The sequence below is a fragment of the Stenotrophomonas sp. 14P6.2.3 genome (assembly GCF_057799055.1).
In genome coordinates, this window is sequence record NZ_JBYOLA010000013.1 from 40,397 (window position 1) to 55,859 (window position 15,463).

The 15,463-nt window shown below is 66.9% G+C and carries 18 protein-coding genes; 6 read left to right on the forward strand and 12 right to left on the reverse strand.

The window, feature by feature from the left end; genetic code table 11:
* Position 1 precedes the first annotated feature (1 nt).
* Genes pdxA through AC27VL_RS12095 form a run of 5 tightly spaced genes read left to right on the forward strand, consistent with a single transcriptional unit; the run spans position 2 to position 3,855 of the window.
* Positions 2-982 (forward strand): 4-hydroxythreonine-4-phosphate dehydrogenase PdxA, encoded by a 981-nt coding sequence (gene pdxA, locus AC27VL_RS12075; RefSeq protein ID WP_100551602.1) that lies wholly within the window; start codon positions 2-4, stop codon positions 980-982.
* Positions 979-1,782 carry a 16S rRNA (adenine(1518)-N(6)/adenine(1519)-N(6))-dimethyltransferase RsmA gene (gene rsmA, locus AC27VL_RS12080; protein ID WP_089238873.1) on the forward strand — a complete coding sequence of 268 codons (804 nt, stop codon included), beginning with the start codon at positions 979-981 and terminating at the stop codon, positions 1,780-1,782. The genes pdxA and rsmA overlap by 4 nt, the downstream gene beginning before the upstream one ends.
* A gap of 13 nt (positions 1,783-1,795) precedes the next feature.
* Entirely contained in the window at positions 1,796-2,179 is a 384-nt protein-coding gene (gene apaG / locus AC27VL_RS12085; protein ID WP_025877914.1) for a Co2+/Mg2+ efflux protein ApaG, read from the forward strand.
* A gap of 15 nt (positions 2,180-2,194) precedes the next feature.
* A complete protein-coding gene (locus AC27VL_RS12090; RefSeq protein ID WP_100551601.1) occupies positions 2,195-3,220 on the forward strand; it encodes a symmetrical bis(5'-nucleosyl)-tetraphosphatase in 1,026 nt (341 codons plus the stop codon).
* On the forward strand, positions 3,217-3,855 hold the full coding sequence (locus AC27VL_RS12095) for a DUF1287 domain-containing protein (protein WP_100551600.1): 639 nt from the start codon (positions 3,217-3,219) through the stop codon (positions 3,853-3,855). The genes AC27VL_RS12090 and AC27VL_RS12095 overlap by 4 nt, the downstream gene beginning before the upstream one ends.
* Positions 3,856-3,948: 93 nt before the next feature.
* Here AC27VL_RS12095 and AC27VL_RS12100 read toward each other — a convergent pair whose 3' ends face one another.
* The 9 genes from AC27VL_RS12100 to AC27VL_RS12140 all read right to left on the reverse strand — a co-directional run bounded on the left by AC27VL_RS12100 (position 3,949) and on the right by AC27VL_RS12140 (position 11,364).
* Positions 3,949-4,440 carry a dihydrofolate reductase gene (locus AC27VL_RS12100; RefSeq protein WP_488766700.1) on the reverse strand — a complete coding sequence of 164 codons (492 nt, stop codon included), beginning with the start codon at positions 4,438-4,440 and terminating at the stop codon, positions 3,949-3,951.
* Between the two features lie 5 nt (positions 4,441-4,445).
* Positions 4,446-5,240: a thymidylate synthase gene (locus AC27VL_RS12105; protein WP_100463025.1), complete on the reverse strand. Its 795-nt coding sequence runs from the start codon at positions 5,238-5,240 to the stop codon at positions 4,446-4,448.
* Entirely contained in the window at positions 5,237-6,124 is an 888-nt protein-coding gene (gene lgt, locus AC27VL_RS12110; RefSeq protein WP_488766614.1) for a prolipoprotein diacylglyceryl transferase, read from the reverse strand. The genes AC27VL_RS12105 and lgt overlap by 4 nt, the downstream gene beginning before the upstream one ends.
* 84 nt (positions 6,125-6,208) lie before the next feature.
* Positions 6,209-6,703, reverse strand: coding sequence for a TPM domain-containing protein (locus AC27VL_RS12115; protein WP_180166788.1), 495 nt, complete (start codon positions 6,701-6,703; stop codon positions 6,209-6,211).
* Complete coding sequence (locus tag AC27VL_RS12120) at positions 6,703-7,587, reverse strand: TPM domain-containing protein (protein WP_100551597.1); 885 nt, start codon at positions 7,585-7,587, stop codon at positions 6,703-6,705. Before AC27VL_RS12120 ends, AC27VL_RS12115 begins: the two co-directional genes overlap by 1 nt.
* 3 nt (positions 7,588-7,590) lie before the next feature.
* Positions 7,591-8,211, reverse strand: a complete 621-nt coding sequence (locus AC27VL_RS12125; protein WP_025877902.1) for a LemA family protein — start codon at positions 8,209-8,211, stop codon at positions 7,591-7,593.
* Positions 8,212-8,806: 595 nt separating this feature from the next.
* Positions 8,807-9,967 carry an MFS transporter gene (locus tag AC27VL_RS12130; RefSeq protein ID WP_488766617.1) on the reverse strand — a complete coding sequence of 387 codons (1,161 nt, stop codon included), beginning with the start codon at positions 9,965-9,967 and terminating at the stop codon, positions 8,807-8,809.
* 218 nt (positions 9,968-10,185) lie between these two features.
* Positions 10,186-10,935 carry a TerC family protein gene (locus AC27VL_RS12135; RefSeq protein ID WP_099820261.1) on the reverse strand — a complete coding sequence of 250 codons (750 nt, stop codon included), beginning with the start codon at positions 10,933-10,935 and terminating at the stop codon, positions 10,186-10,188.
* Between the two features lie 33 nt (positions 10,936-10,968).
* On the reverse strand, positions 10,969-11,364 hold the full coding sequence (locus AC27VL_RS12140) for a diacylglycerol kinase (RefSeq protein WP_025877898.1): 396 nt from the start codon (positions 11,362-11,364) through the stop codon (positions 10,969-10,971).
* Between the two features lie 224 nt (positions 11,365-11,588).
* Here AC27VL_RS12140 and AC27VL_RS12145 point away from each other — a divergent pair, with 224 nt between their 5' ends.
* Positions 11,589-12,287 carry an SGNH/GDSL hydrolase family protein gene (locus AC27VL_RS12145; protein WP_488766620.1) on the forward strand — a complete coding sequence of 233 codons (699 nt, stop codon included), beginning with the start codon at positions 11,589-11,591 and terminating at the stop codon, positions 12,285-12,287.
* A gap of 241 nt (positions 12,288-12,528) precedes the next feature.
* On the opposite strand, the gene AC27VL_RS12150 is transcribed toward AC27VL_RS12145, so the two are convergent.
* The 3 genes from AC27VL_RS12150 to AC27VL_RS12160 form a co-directional block, all read right to left on the reverse strand.
* Positions 12,529-13,800, reverse strand: coding sequence for a sensor histidine kinase (locus AC27VL_RS12150; RefSeq protein WP_488766622.1), 1,272 nt, complete (start codon positions 13,798-13,800; stop codon positions 12,529-12,531).
* A 150-nt stretch (positions 13,801-13,950) separates the two neighbouring features.
* On the reverse strand, positions 13,951-14,664 hold the full coding sequence (locus AC27VL_RS12155; RefSeq protein WP_002811889.1) for a response regulator transcription factor: 714 nt from the start codon (positions 14,662-14,664) through the stop codon (positions 13,951-13,953).
* A gap of 90 nt (positions 14,665-14,754) precedes the next feature.
* Positions 14,755-15,402, reverse strand: a complete 648-nt coding sequence (locus tag AC27VL_RS12160; RefSeq protein WP_100551592.1) for an arylesterase — start codon at positions 15,400-15,402, stop codon at positions 14,755-14,757.
* Positions 15,403-15,463: the final 61 nt, after the last annotated feature.

Consider the following 15,463-nt stretch of genomic DNA (forward strand, 5'->3'; position numbering starts at 1 on the left):
CATGCTCCCCGAGCTCGCTCTGGTACCGGGCGAGCCCGCCGGGATCGGCCCGGAGCTGTGTGTCCGACTGGTCCAGCAGCCGCGCGATGATTGCCGGCTGCTGGCATTCGCCGATCCGGACACCCTGCGCGCGGCCGCTGCCGCGCTGAACCTGCCCCTGCAACTGCTGCCCGAGGGCGCGCATGCCCGCGTCCCCGGCGACCTGCGCCTGCGCGCCGTCGCCAACCGCACCCCCAGCCGTTTTGGCCATACCGACCCTGCCAACGCAGGCGCAGTGATTGCTGCCCTGCTGGGTGCTGGCCAGGCCTGCCTGTCCGGTGAGCTGCACGGCGTGGTGACCGGCCCGGTGCACAAGGCGGTGATCAACCAGGGCGGCATCGCCTACAGCGGCACCACCGAACTGCTGGCCGACCAGGCCGGAGTGAAGGTGGTGATGATGCTGGCCAACGACATCGTCCGCGTTGCCCTGGCCACAACCCACCTGCCGCTGCGTGAGGTCGCCGATGCGATCACCGCCCCCGGCCTGGAACACACCCTGCGCACCGTGCATGCCGCGCTGCGCCGCGAGTTCGGCCTGGCCGCACCGCGCATCGCCGTGCTTGGCCTGAACCCGCATGCCGGCGAAGACGGCCACCTCGGTCGCGAGGAACTGGATCTGGTCATCCCGCTGCTGCAGCGCCTGCGCAGCGAGGGCATGGACCTGATCGGCCCGCTGCCGGCCGATACCGCGTTCCTGCCGGCCAAGCTGGCCGGCTTCGACACCGTGCTGGCCATGTACCACGACCAGGGCCTGCCGGTGCTGAAGTACTCCGGCTTCGAGCAGGCGGTGAACCTGACCCTGGGCCTGCCCTACCCGCGCGTGGCGGTGGACCACGGCACCGCGCTGGATCTTGCCGGCCGCGGCGTTGCCGATCCTTCCAGCCTGCAGGCCGCCACGACGCTGTGTGCGCGGCTGGCGCGGCAACGTACACTGAGCACATGACTTCCCCGCATTCCCCCTCCGGCCCGGTGTTTTCCGCCCCGGCCAAGAAGCAGCTCGGCCAGCACTTCCTTGCCGACCGCTACTACATCGACAAGATCGTGATGGCGGTCAATCCCAGGGACGGCGACCGCCTGGTCGAGATCGGCCCGGGCCAGGGTGCGATCACCCTGCCGCTGCTGCGCGTGCACCCGAAGATGACGGTGATCGAGTTCGACCGCGACCTGATCGCGCCGTTGACCGCGGCCGCCGAACCGCTGGGCGAGTTGACCATCGTCAACCGCGATGTGCTGCGGGTGGACTTCACCGAGCTTGCCGATGGCCAGCCGATCCGCCTGGTCGGCAACCTGCCCTACAACATTTCCTCGCCGATCCTGTTCCATGCGCTGGAACACGCTGCGGTGATTTCCGACATGCACTTCATGCTGCAGAAGGAAGTGGTCGATCGCATGGCCGCCGGTCCCGGCAGCAAGGTGTTCGGCCGCCTCAGCGTGATGCTGCAGGCCTACTGCGAGGTGACCTCGCTGTTCGTGGTGCCGCCGGGTGCGTTCAGGCCGCCACCGAAGGTCGATTCGGCCGTGGTGCGTCTGATACCGCGTGACCCGGCCACCATCAACATCAAGGACCACAAGCGCTTCGCCGACGTGGTCAGGGCCGCCTTCGGCCAACGCCGCAAGACCCTGCGCAATGCCCTGAACAACGTGGTCAGCGCCGAGCAGTTCGTGGCCGCCGGCGTGCGTCCCGATGCCCGCGCCGAACAGCTGGACGTGGCTGAATTCATCGCTTTGGCCAATGCCTCCTGATTACACTGCTGGTATGGAAGACGCTGACGTTTACGCCATCTCCGTCGAAGTCGCACCGCGCTTCCTCGACGACCAATCCGCACCGGAAGACGGTCGCTATGCGTTCGCCTATACGATCCGCATCCACAACCAGGGCCGCGTTGCTGCGCGCCTGGTCGCACGCCATTGGCGCATCACCGATGCCAACGGCCGCGTCGAGCATGTCGATGGCGATGGCGTGATCGGCGAACAGCCGCGCCTGCGTCCGGGTGAAGACTTCCATTACACCTCAGGTGTCATGCTCGGCACCGAGCACGGCACGATGCAGGGCCATTACGACATGGTGGCCGACGATGGCACCGAATTCGCCGCGCCGGTCGCACCCTTCGTGCTGGCCATCCCGCGCACCCTGCACTGACACGGAGGCCGAACGATGAGTGTATGGGCGATCGGCGACCTGCAAGGCTGCTATGACGTAACCCAGCGCCTGCTGGAAAAGATCCGGTTCGATCCGGCGCAGGACACCCTGTGGTTCTGCGGCGACCTGGTCAACCGCGGCGGACAGTCGCTGGAAACGCTGCGGCTGGTGCATTCGCTGCGCGAACACAGCGTGGTGGTGCTCGGCAACCACGACCTTTCGCTGCTGGCCGTCGGTGCGCGCACCGAAGAGGAACAGCGCAAGGTCAACCCGGACCTGCTGCGCATCGTCCAGGCCGAAGACCGTGACGTGCTGCTGGACTGGCTGCGCCTGCAGAAACTGGTGCACGTGGACCGTGAGCTTGGCTGGATGATGGTGCATGCCGGCCTGGCGCCGAAGTGGACCACGCAGATGGCCGAAAAGCATGCGGCCGAAGTGGAAGTGCAGCTGCACGGCGCCGGCTACCGCAAGCTGTTCCGCAACATGTACGGCGACAAGCCCAGCTGGGCGCCGAACCTGACCGGCTACGAGCGCTCGCGGGCGATCATCAACGTGCTGACGCGCATGCGCTACTGCACCTCGCGCGGCCGTATCGGCATCGAGGACAAGGGCACACCGGGCACCCAGGAACAGGGGCTGTATCCCTGGTTCGAAGTGCCGGGCCGGGTCGAGCGCGACCTGAAGGTGGTCTGTGGCCATTGGTCCGCGCTCGGCCTGACCATCACCCAGGGCATCCACGCGATCGACACCGGCGCGGTGTGGGGCGGCAAGCTCACCGCGATCCAGCTCGACACCGATGAACTGCGTGTGGTGCAGGTACCGGGACGTGACGTGCCGGCACCGGTCGCCAACGCGCGGCCGCCTGCACGGCCTGCACATGAGCGCGCGGCAGGGCAAGGCAAGGACAACAGCCAGGGCAACGGCAACGCTGCAACGGCTGGTGCGCCCGGCAACCGTGGTCCACGTCGGCGCCGCCGCCGTGGTGGCGGTGGCGGTGGCGGCGGTGGCGGCAACAACAACGGCACGCCTCCTTCGGCATGAAGCCAGGCAACCGCGCACCATGGACGGTGCTGCTGCTGACGCTGGCCCTGGCCAGCGGCTGCCAGCCCACGTCGTCGCCAGCGACCGCCGGCGCCGACAAGTCCGCCGCCCCTGCACCGACACCTTCACCACCGCTGGTCGCTGCCGCCCGCGCGCAGATCGGCGTCACCACGCGCTACGACCCGGCCTATCAGGTACTGGCCTACCCCGCTGGCGACGTGCCCGCTGATCGCGGCGTATGCACTGACGTGGTGATACGCGCCCTGCGTACGCAGGGGCTGGACCTGCAGGTCCGCGTCAACGAAGACATGCGCGCTGATTTCAGCGCCTATCCAGCGCTGTGGGGCCTGTCGCGGCCGGATCGGAACATCGACCATCGGCGCGTGCCCAACCTGATGCGCTGGTTTGATCGCCAGGGCTGGCAGCAACCGATCAGTGCGCGCGCCAGCGACTTCGCTGCCGGCGACATCGTGGCCTGGAAGCTCAACGGCAACGGCCTGCTGCACGTGGGCATCGTCTCCGACCGGCGCCTGGCCGACGGCACGCCGCTGGTGCTGCACAACATCGCGCGTGGTACGCGGGAAGAGAACCTGCTGTTCCAGCACGCGATCATCGGGCACTACCGCATGCCGTGAGTGAGGCGGTGCTGTAGAGCCGAGCCATGCTCGGCTGCGATTTGTGTCCGCCAACAGCAGCCGAGCATGGCTCGGCTCTACCGGACTCCGCGATCAACGGCGCACGTAATGCACGAAGCGGAAGGCGTAGGCGTGGCGTTCGTCAGCCGGGTGCGGCTCGCTGCTCGCTTCCTGCCAGTCCTGCGCGTCCACCTCGGGGAAATGGGTGTCGGCCGGCACTTCGGCATCCACCCAGGTCAGATACAGGTCGCTGGCCTGGTCCAGCAGCTGATGGAAGATCTCACCACCGCCGATGATGCACAGCTCGCTGGCACCTTCGCCTTCGGCAATGGCCCGCGCCTCGTCCAGCGAGGCCACCGCACGCATGCCCTTGAACGGCACCTGGCCGCTGCGGGTCAGCACCAGGTTGGTCCGCCCCGGCAGCACCCGTCCGATCGATTCGGCGGTCTTGCGCCCCATCAGGATCGGTTTGCCCAGGGTCAGCGCCTTGAAGTGCTTGAAGTCGTCCGGCAGGTGCCAGGGCATGGCATTGCCCTGGCCGATGCCACGATTGCGATCCAGTGCTACCACCATCGACAGCTTCATCGTACTCATACCGCCACCGGCGCCTTGATCGCCGGATGCGGATCGTAGCCGTCGATGCGGATGTCGTCGAACTGGAAGCCGAACAGATCGGTCACCTCCGGGTTCAACCACAGCGTCGGCAGCGCGCGCGGCTCACGCGACAGCTGCTCGCGGGCCTGCTCGAAGTGGTTCGAATACAGGTGCGCATCGCCCAGCGTGTGCACGAAATCGCCCACGCCCAGGCCAGTGGCCTGCGCCACCATATGGGTCAGCAGTGCGTAGCTGGCGATGTTGAACGGCACGCCGAGGAAGATGTCGCCACTGCGCTGGTACAGCTGGCAGCTGAGCTTGCCGTCGACCACGTAGAACTGGAACAGGTTGTGGCACGGCATCAGCGCCATCTGCGAGAGCTCGCCGACGTTCCAGGCACTGACCACCAGCCGCCGCGAATCCGGGTTGCGCTTGATCTCGTCCACCAGCCACTGCATCTGGTCGATGCTGCCGCCGTCGGCCGTGGCCCAGCTGCGCCACTGCTTGCCGTACACCGGGCCGAGGTCGCCGTTGTCGTCGGCCCACTCGTCCCAGATGCGCACCTGGTTGTCCTTGAGGTAACCGATGTTGGTATCGCCCTTCAGGAACCACAGCAGCTCGTGGATGATCGAGCGCAGGTGCAGCTTCTTGGTGGTGACCAGCGGGAAGCCGTCGTTGAGGTTGAAGCGCATCTGCCAGCCGAACACGCTGCGGGTGCCGGTGCCGGTGCGGTCGCTCTTCTCCGCGCCGTGTTCGAGCACGTGCGAGAGCAGGTCCAGGTAGGCCTTCATGCCTTGCCCTCCGCCACCACCAGCGGCTGCGGCTGCAGCACCGGCGCGCGGCGCGACAGCACCAGCAGCACCAGGCCGAAGGCGATCAGCGGCACGCACAGGATCTGGCCCTTGGTCAGCCAGCCGAACGCCACATAGACGCCGTTGTCGGGCATGCGCACGAACTCCACGGCGAAGCGGAAGATGCCGTACAGCAGCGCGAACAGGCCGCCGATGAGATAGCGATGGCGCGGCTTGGCCGACACTGTCCACAACACCACGAACATCACCAGCCCTTCCAGCAGCGCTTCATACAGCTGCGACGGATGGCGGGCGAACTGGTTGAGCGCACCGCTGGCGAACTGCGACTGCAGGGTGGCGTGGTCAAGCTGGTTCAGCGGCGCCGGCAGGCCGGACGGGAACACCACGCCCCAGCTGCCGTCGGTGTACTTGCCCCACAGTTCGGCACCGATGAAGTTGCCAATGCGGCCAAAACCCAGGCCCAGCGGCACCAGCGGCGCCATGAAATCCATGGTGTCGAAGAAGTGCAGCGCGTGCTTGCGCGACCACCACCAGCAGGCGGCGATCACGCCCAGCAGGCCACCGTGGAAGCTCATGCCGCCGTCCCACACCTTGAACAGCAGCAGCGGGTTGTGCAGGAAATCACCCAGCGCATAGAACAGCATGTAGCCGATGCGGCCGCCCAGCACCACGCCGAGCATGGCGTAGAACAGCAGGTCGGAGAAGCCGTTGGCATCGACGCCCGGCAGGCGCCCGTCGGCGATCCGCTTGCGCCCCAGCAGCCAGGCGGCGGTGAAGCCGAGCAGGTACATGATGCCGTACCAGTGCACCTTGATCGGTCCCAACGAGAGGGCGATGGGGTCGATGTCGTGGAAATAGATCATGAAGGGCGCCTTGCAGGGATGCAGATATTCTAGCGCCGCCCGGGAGCGGCCTCGCGGCGGCCCCGGTCACGCGATTGCCGGGCTTCAGCCCAGGATCTGCGGCGTGTCCGGCAGGCCGTCCTGATCGGACCGCGCCGAGGCCGGAAAGTGCCCTTCCAGCAGGGTGGAAACCTCGTCGATGGCATCGCGCAGCGCCGCCACCGGCTGAGAGCCGCGCAGGCCCTCACGCAGGTGGGTGCAGACCCGCTGCCATTGCTCGGGCGCGACCCGCCCCTGCAGGCCGCGGTCGGCCACGATCTCGATGGCATGGTCGGCCAGCAGCAGGTAGATCAGCACGCCGTTGTTGTGCGCGGTATCCCAGGTGCGCAGGCGGGCGAACGCATGCTCGGCGGCCTGACGCGGGGTGACCTTGTGCCACAGCGCGTGCAGCGGCAGGTCGGCCTCGACCGCGAACATCACCTGGCCGCCATGGCGCTGCTCGCCTGCGGCGATTGCCTCGGTGATCGCCTGCAGCGTGGCCGGCGGAAACGCCCGGCGTACCGACGGCGAAAACAGATGCCGGCAAAGACGCTGGATCATCACCAGCCCCCCGACGCGCCGCCGCCGCCGGAACGGCCACCACCGCCGCCCCAACCGCCGCCGCCACCAAATCCACCACCACCGCCGAAGCCGCCGCCACCCCAACTGCCTCCGCCCCAACCACCACCGCCGGCGAAGCGCCCGGGATGGCCGGACAGCATCGCCACCACCAGCCCAACCACGCCGGCCAGGCCACTGGCCAGCAGCGTGGAGGTGAACAGGAAGGCAGCAACGGCCGCACCGGCGCCACCGAGCAGGCCGCGCAGCGGACGCGGTACACGCGAGAAGACGCCGCGCAGGATGCTGCCGGCGAACACGCCGATGAACAACGCCAGGAACCAGGTATCGCCGCCGCCCTCGGGCGAACGTCCCTGCTGGCTGCTGACCGGCGCCGGCAGCGGTTCGCCGTCGATGATCTTCACCAGCATCGCCGTGGCGTCGGTGATGCCACCGGCATAGTCATTGGCGCGGAAGCGTGGCACCAGGTACTCCTGGATCACCCGGTTGGCGATCGCATCGGGAATCGCGCCCTCCAGGCCATAGCCCGGTTCGATGCGCACCCGCCGATCCTCCTTGGCCACCACCAGCAGCACGCCGTCATCCACGCCCTTGCGACCGATCTGCCACTGGTCGAACACGCGGGTGGTGTACTGGGCGATGTCTTCCGGCTGCGTGGTCGGCACCACCAGCACCTGCATCTGGCTGCCCTTGCGTTGCTGCAGGTCCAACGCCTGCTGCACCAGCGCCTGCTTCTGTGCGGCATCCAGAGTGCCGGTGGTATCGACCACCGGCGAATCCAGCGCCGGGATCGGCGCCAGCGTCTGCGCCTGCACGCCCAACGGCAGCCACAACAGCAGGGCCAGCAGTGTGGCGGTCAGGCGCATCGGTCAGTGGCCCGGGGCCGGGGCTGGCTGCTGCTGCGGCGCGTTGCCGAAATCAACCGCCGGCGCGTTGGAGATCTGCGCTTCGTTTTCCACGGTGAAGTTCGGCTTGGGCTGGTAGCCGAAGATCTTGGCGGTGATCAGCTGCGGGAACGAGCGGATGTAGGTGTTGTAGTCCTGCACCTGCTGGATGTAGCGGCCACGGGCAACGGTGATGCGGTTCTCGGTCCCTTCCAGCTGCGCCTGCAGATCGCGGAAGTTCTGGTCGGACTTGAGCACCGGGTAGTTCTCGGTGACCACCAGCAGGCGCGACAGCGCGCTGCCGAGTTCGCCCTGGGCCTGCTGGAATTGCTTGAGCGAGGCTTCATCGTCGGCGTTGACGTTGATCTGGCCAACGCGCGAGCGGGCGTTGGTGACCTCGGTCAGCACGCGCTCTTCCTGGCTGGCGAAACCCTTCACGGTCTGCACCAGGTTCGGCACCAGGTCGGCACGGCGCTTGTACTGGTTGAGCACTTCGGACCAGCTGGCCTTGACCGCTTCGTCTTTCTGCTGGATGGCGTTGTAACCGCAGCCGGACAGCAGGGAGGCCAGCAGCAACAGGGGAATGAGGCGGGTCAACAGGCGCATGGCCAAGGCTCCGGGTGGACTGAGCGCCGAGCATGCCATGGTCGGTGTTAACGGGCGTGTGGAGAGTGTCGGCCGTCGTCAGCCATCGAGCGCCGCCCCCTCCGCGGTGGTTGTGTTTGCTGGATATCGGGGTAGGCCGGGAGGGTGGGTTGGCTGGGGGACGCCGTGAATACGTCCTTGTAGGCTCGGGCGCGCCATCCTTGGCGCTTACGCCCCCAGCCAACCCACCCTCCCGGCCACGGACAATTTCCTGCGCACCGCGGGAGATCAAAAGAAAAAAATCAAAATCAAAAGCAAAAGCCGATTCTTCAGACATTTGTGTCGACCAAGGTCGACACCTACCAACAGCACAGAACGCCGTCCCGACAGGTCGCGGAAAACTGTCGAAGGCGGGGTAGGTCCGGTGGCAGGGGCGTGAGCGCCATGGATGGCGCGACCGAGGCTACAGGGACGTACTTGCGCCGTCCCCTGCCACCGGACCCACCCCGCCATCCCACGGATAGCCAGTTTTTGCCGTTGCTGTTGAGGTTGCCGGCCAGCGGCCGGCACTACCGCTTCGGCGGGTGCAGGGCGCAGCCCTGCCGGAACACATCTCTCAGCAGGCTTCAGCCACCGCAGTGCGGCTGCGCCCCAGCCACGCCAGCAGCAGCGCCGACGCCGCCAGCAGGCCACCGGCCACCGGAATCGCCGCGTAGCCCAGCCCAAGGCTGATCACCGCACCACCCAGCGCCGCGCCCAGTGCATTGCCGAGGTTGAACGCACCGACGTTGATCGACGACGCCAGTCCCGGCGCCTCGCTGGCGGCCTGCATCACCCGGATCTGCAGCGGCGGCACGATGGCGAAGGTTGCCGCGCCGAACAGCAACACGCCAAGCGCTGCGGTCGCGTGGCTCATGAAGGCCAGCGGCAGCACGAACATCAGCACCGCCAGGATGGCCAGCAAAATGCGCGTGGCGCCGTCCAGCGACCAGTCGGCCATGCGTCCACCGATGCCGTTACCGAAGGTGAAACCAATACCGATCAGTGCCAGCGACAACGCGATGAAGGCGTTCGAGGCACCGGTCAGCTCGGTCAACACTGGCGCCACATAGGTGTAGAGGGTGAACATCGCGCCTGCGCCCAGCACCGTGGTCGCCATCGCCAGCAGCACCTGCGGTTGCATGATCGATTTCAGTTCACGTCGGACATCCGGGCGTGCACCCGCTGCGGAGGCCGGCAGTGCCATGGCCAAGGCGGTGATCGCCACCACGCCGAGTACGGCAGTGCCGGCAAAAGCCAAACGCCAACCCAGTTGCTGGCCGACCCAGGTCGCCAGCGGCACGCCGCCGATGTTGGCGATGGTCAGGCCCATGAACATCGTTGCCACTGCTGCCGCCTGCTTGTCCTTGGGCACCTGGCTGGCGGCGACCACCGCGCCGATGCCGAAGAACGCGCCGTGATTGAGGCTGGTCACCAGACGCGACAGCAGCAGCAGACCGTAGTTCGGGGCCAGCGCCGACAGCACGTTGCCGACGATGAAGATCGACATCAGCAGCATCAGCGCGGTGCGCTTGCCGAAGCGTCCCATCAGCAGGGTCATCACCGGCGCGCCCAGCATCACGCCCACCGCGTAGGCGGTGATCAGCATGCCGGCAGTGGGAATGCTGACCCCCACTCCGTTGGCGATGACCGGCAACAGGCCCATCGGGGTGAACTCGGTGGTGCCAATGGCGAAGGCACCGACGGCGAGTGCCAGCAAAGCGGCTCTGGAATTCATGGGAGTTGCCTGCGTGGGGCAGGCCCTGTGGAAAATGAGCGCGTAGCCTGCGCGCTTTGCCGGCCAGGAGTAAGCCTCGGCGCGGGAAAACAGTGTTGATCCCGATTCACAAGTGGCGGGCAGGTCGGCCATCCGGATAGCGCCGGGCCATGCTCGGCGAGCGCAGCGGCGCCCGGAAAGCAGAACCCCCGGCGCTGGCCGGGGGTTCGGGGTAGTGCTTACCAGTCGCCGGCACCCGGCACGTGGTGTTCGCGTGCGCGGCGGCGCATCAGCAGGTTCAGCCACTCCACCAGCACCGAGAAGCCCATCGCGGCGTAGATGTAGGGCTTGGGCACGTGCACGTCCAGGCCGTCCAGGATCAGCACCGCACCGATCAGCAGGATGAAGGCCAGGGCCAGCATCTTCACGGTCGGGTTGGCATCGATGAAACGGCCCAGCGGGTTGGCGGCCAGCAGCATCACCGCCACCGACAGCAGGATCGCAGCGACCATCACCGGCACGTGGTCGGCGATGCCGACGGCGGTGATCACCGAGTCCAGCGAGAACACGATGTCGATGATCGCGATCTGCGCGATCACGTAGCCGAACACGGCCGAGGTCTTGGTGGTGGTCGGATCCTCGTCCTCGCCACCGGAGATCATTTCCTTGATCTCCATCCAGCCCTTGATGATCAGGAACAGGCCACCGACGATCAGCACCAGGTCGCGGATGGAGATGCCCATGCCGGCCACGGTGAACAGATTCGCCTGCATGTGCGCCAGGTACGCCAGCGACACCAGCAGGCCGATACGGGTGATGCAGGCCACGGCGATGCCGAGGCGGCGCGCGAACGGGCGGCGCTCTTCGGGCAGCTTGCTGACGGCGATGGAGATGAACACCAGATTGTCGATGCCGAGCACGATTTCCAGCGCGCTCAAGGTGAACAGGGTCAACCAGACATTCGGATCGGCGAGAAGCTCAAGGGACATGGGAAGTCTTCAACAAGGGGGGAGGAAGAAGGATCAGCCGACGCTGGCCGGGAACAATCGCGGCACCAGCACCAGGGCCCAGCACAGCAGCACGTTCATCATCAGCACGAACACTGCCGCCGAGCCCATGTCCTTGGCGCGGCCGGCCAGTTCGTGGATTTCCGCGCCATAGCGCTCGATCACCGCCTCGATGGCCGAGTTGGCCAGCTCCATCGCCAGCACCAGCAGCATCGAGCCGATCATCAGCGCGCGCTCCACCGGTGTCTGGCCCAGCCAGATCGCCAGCGGCGTCAGCAGCACCAGCAGGTAGACCTCCAGCCGGAACGAGGACTCATGCAGCCAGGCAGCTCGCAGGCCCTGCCAGGACCAGCGGGCGGCCTGGAAGATACGGCGCGGGCCGCGGGGCATGTGGCCGAACTGATCAGCCACGGGTGAAGCATCCAGCAACAGGGGCGCGGCGCAGCGACCGCTCAGACGCACGGCAGGGAATCATGGGTGCACAGGGATAGGCAGACAGCCCCCATTTTGCCACAAGGGCGGCCACGGCACCCCCGGACGCCGCGCCGCGAGGCCCCGCGAACGGCCCGGCGCGGCCAAGCGTGGGGCCAGGCCAGCTTCTATGATGGATGCCCCCTGCCCTGCCGGAGTGCCTGATGACCCGTCCCCGCACCTGCCTGATCCTGCTTGGCCTGCTGGCCGCGCCGCTGGCCCAGGCCTTGAGCCCGCCGGCGCCGCCGCAGGTACCCGCACAGGTCTCCAACGTGGCCTGGGCCGCCGACATGGCGTCCTTCGCCAGTGCTGACCGGACCAATCCGCCGCCGCGCGGTGGCATTGAATTCATCGGCAGCTCGTCCTTCCGCATGTGGGACAGCCTGGCCCAGGACTTCCCGGGGCAACCGGTGTTCAACCGCGGCTTCGGCGGTTCGGAAGTGCGCGACAGCACCTGGTATGCCGGCCAGGCCATCGTGCCGTACGCGCCGTGCAAGGTGTTCTTCTACGCCGGCGACAACGACCTCAACAGCGGCCGCAGCGCAACCCAGGTACGCGACGACGTGGTGGCCTTCGTGCAGCGCGTGCATCGCGACCTGCCGAAGACGAAGGTGGAGTACGTCTCCATCAAGCCCAGCCCGTCGCGGGCGCATCTGCTGCCGGCGATCAACGACGCCAACGCGAAGATCAAGGCTGCGCTGGCGAAGCTGCCCAACACCGGCTACACCGACATCTACACGCCGATGCTGGGGGCCGATGGCCAGCCCGATGCCGCGTTGTTCCGCGAGGACATGCTGCACATGACCCCCGCCGGCTATGCGATCTGGACCAAGGCGCTGGCGCCGAAGGTCAACTGCGACTGAGTGATGCTGGGTTGCCGGCCAGCGGCCGGCACTACCGGGGACGCTCATCCACGCATGGCGTGGATCTACCGCAGATCGCGGAACCTGTCGAAGGCGGGGCGCTGTGGGTTTGCAGGACCGTTGGCGCCATGGATGGCGCCATCGAGCCCCCATGGATGGGTTTACGGCGTGTCCTGCAAACCCACAGCGCCCCGCCATCCCACGGAATGTCCGCTGTTGCTGTTGCTTCGCCGCCCGGCCCTCAGCGGAAAACCACCGTCGCCTCGGTGCCCTTGCCCAGCTCGCTGGTCAAACTGACCTTCCAGCCGAAGCGATCACACAGGCGACGCACGATCGACAGGCCCAGGCCCGTACCCTGCGGACGGCTGGGATCGGCACGATAGAACGGCTCGAACGCACGCGACAGTGCGTCGGCGGACATGCCGATGCCGGTATCGCTTACCACCACCCGGTCGTTGTGCACGTGCACGTCGATGCGACCTTCGTCGGTATAACTGCAGGCATTGCGCACCAGGTTGCTGACCACCACCTGCAGCACCCGCGGCGGTGCGTGCAGCTGCACGGCCGCATCGCTGTGCAGGTGCACCGCCAGCGGCCGGCCCACCAGCAGTTCGTTGGCGTTGTCCACTTCGTAGCGGACGATGTCGTTGACGTCGAACAGTTCCACCTGCGGCTCGACGTCGGCCTCGCGGGCCAGGATCAGGAACGCATCGATCACCGCTTCCATGTCCCGCCCGGCACGCTGGATGCGCTGCAGGCTGCGGCGCAGGCGCGGCTCCAGGCTTTCATCGCCCAGCGCCATGTCGCTGGCCACCCGGATGACGGTCAGCGGCGTGCGCAGTTCATGGCTGGCATCACGGGTGAAGTTGCGCTCGCGTGCCACGTGCGCAGTGACACGGTTGGCCAGCGAATGCAGCGCCGCCGCCAGTTGCCGGGTCTCGCCCTGCATGTCTGCGGGCAGCTTGTTCGGTTCCAGATCGGCCGCTTCCGGATGACCCGGATCCCAGCGCGAGACGCGGCGCGCCAGCCAGTTCACCGGTGATACCAGGCGCTTGGAGGCACGGTAGGTGATCCAGGAGGCGCCATACACCGCCAGCAGGGTCAGCAGCACCGGCACGATGCCGAACCAGAACGCCAGCATCTCCGCGCGCGAGCGCAGGAACACCAGGTACAGGCGCCCCTGTTCGCGGGCGTCGACCAGCACCAGCTGATCATCGTCGGGCAGTTCGTGGAAACCCGGTTCCAACGTGCGCAGGTTGGCGGGCAGTGACAGGCTGGACTGCCCGCGTTCCAGCAGGTAGCCACGGATGTTCTGGGTATTGGGCGGCGACTGCACGGGCGAGGCCTCGTGCAGCGTCCAGTAGTACGCCGCTTCTTCGCGCAGGGCAGCGCCGACCAGGCTGTGCTTGATCACCAGCGAAACCAGCCAGGCACCCAGCAGGATACCCAGGCTGGCCAGCACGGCTTGCAGGATGAAGGCGATACGGATCTTGCGCGGCAGGCCGTGCGGCATTGCGGTGTCCCGGTCAGAGCGCTGCGATTATAGACAGCGCGCTGTGCCGTGATCGTGCATGGACGATGACGACCGGGCATCCGGAACGTTCACCCCTTCCCTGCCGACCACGGCCGTGCCGGTTCTGCTGCAACACCGGCACGACGTCGATCAGGCCATCGGCTGGGCGATATCGGCGATGCGATAGCCCGCGCTCTGCACGGTGTGCAGCAGCGGCCGGTCGAACGGCTTGTCGATGATCTTGCGCAGGTTGTACAGATGGCTGCGCAACGTGTCCGAATCAGGCAGGCCGTTGCCCCAGATTTCGCGCTCGATTTCCTGGCGGGTGACCACACGCGGCGATTCGCGCATCAGGATGGTCAGCAGGCGCAGGCCGATCGGCGACAGCTGCAGCTCGGTGCCGGCACGCGTGGCACGCATGCTGACCGGATCGAGCACCAGGTCGGCGACCTTGAGCACTTCCGAACCGACCTGGCGACGTTCACGGCGGATCAGCGCTCGCAGGCGGGCTTCCAGTTCCTGGATCGCAAACGGCTTGGTCAGGTAATCATCGGCACCAAAGCCAAGGCCGGTGAGCTTGTCATCCAGCGTGTCGCGCGCGGTCAGCATCAGCACCGGGGTCGACTTGCGCGCATCGTTGCGCAGCCGGCGGCACACTTCGATGCCATCCAGCCGCGGCAGCATCAGGTCCAGCACGACCACGTCGTAGCTGTTCTCGGCAGCCAGACGGTAGCCGTCCAGGCCATCCTGCGCATAGTCCACCTCGAAGCCACGGCCTTCCAGGTATTCACCGATCATCTCGGAGATATTGCGGTTGTCTTCGACCACCAGCACCAAGCCGGAAGTCTCCTTCGTCTGACGCATGAGAATCCCTCTTTCTTCAGCTTTGTGAAACATGCCCGATCGACGGTGCACGCGATGTGAAGTTGCGTCAATGAAAAGAAGATGGCGTGCTCACAGCAGCGGTTTCAGCAGCGGCCATACGTTATCCAGCACTTTCGGCTGCGCCTGCGCGGTGGGATGCAGGCCATCGGCCTGCATCAATCCCGGCTGCAGGGCCACGCCTTCCAGCAGGAACGGCAACAACGGCACCTTGTACTGCGTGGCAAGTGCGCGGTACGCCGCCGCCAGGCGCTGGCGGTAGCCCGGCCCATAGTTGGGCGGCACGTCGATGCCCAGCAGCAGCACCTTGGCACCGGCCCTCTGGCTTGCCTGTACCATTTTTTCCAGGTTGCCCTGCACCTGCGCCGGGGTCAGGCCGCGCAGCGCATCGTTGCCACCGAGGGCGATCACCACCACCGTGGGCTTTTCCCGCCCGAGCAGGCCCGGCAGGCGGGTCAGCGCGCCGGCAGTGGTTTCCCCGCTCATGCTGGCGTTGACGATGCGCGGCGGGGTTTTCGACTGCTGCCTGACCCGCTGCTGCAGCAGGCTGACCCAGCCTGCATCGGCCGGGATATTGTGGGCGGCACTGAGGCTGTCACCGAGCACCAGCACGGTACCGGTGGCCGGACCTTTGGCACACGCCAGTGCCGGCAACAGCAGCAACCCTAGCAACAGCACCATCATTGCGCCGGCTTGCCGGCTCCATCCCGTCTTGTGCATTGGAGTCTCCTCATCGACAGCCTGTCCCCCCGCAGCGCGCCCGTCGCCATCGCCGTCGACC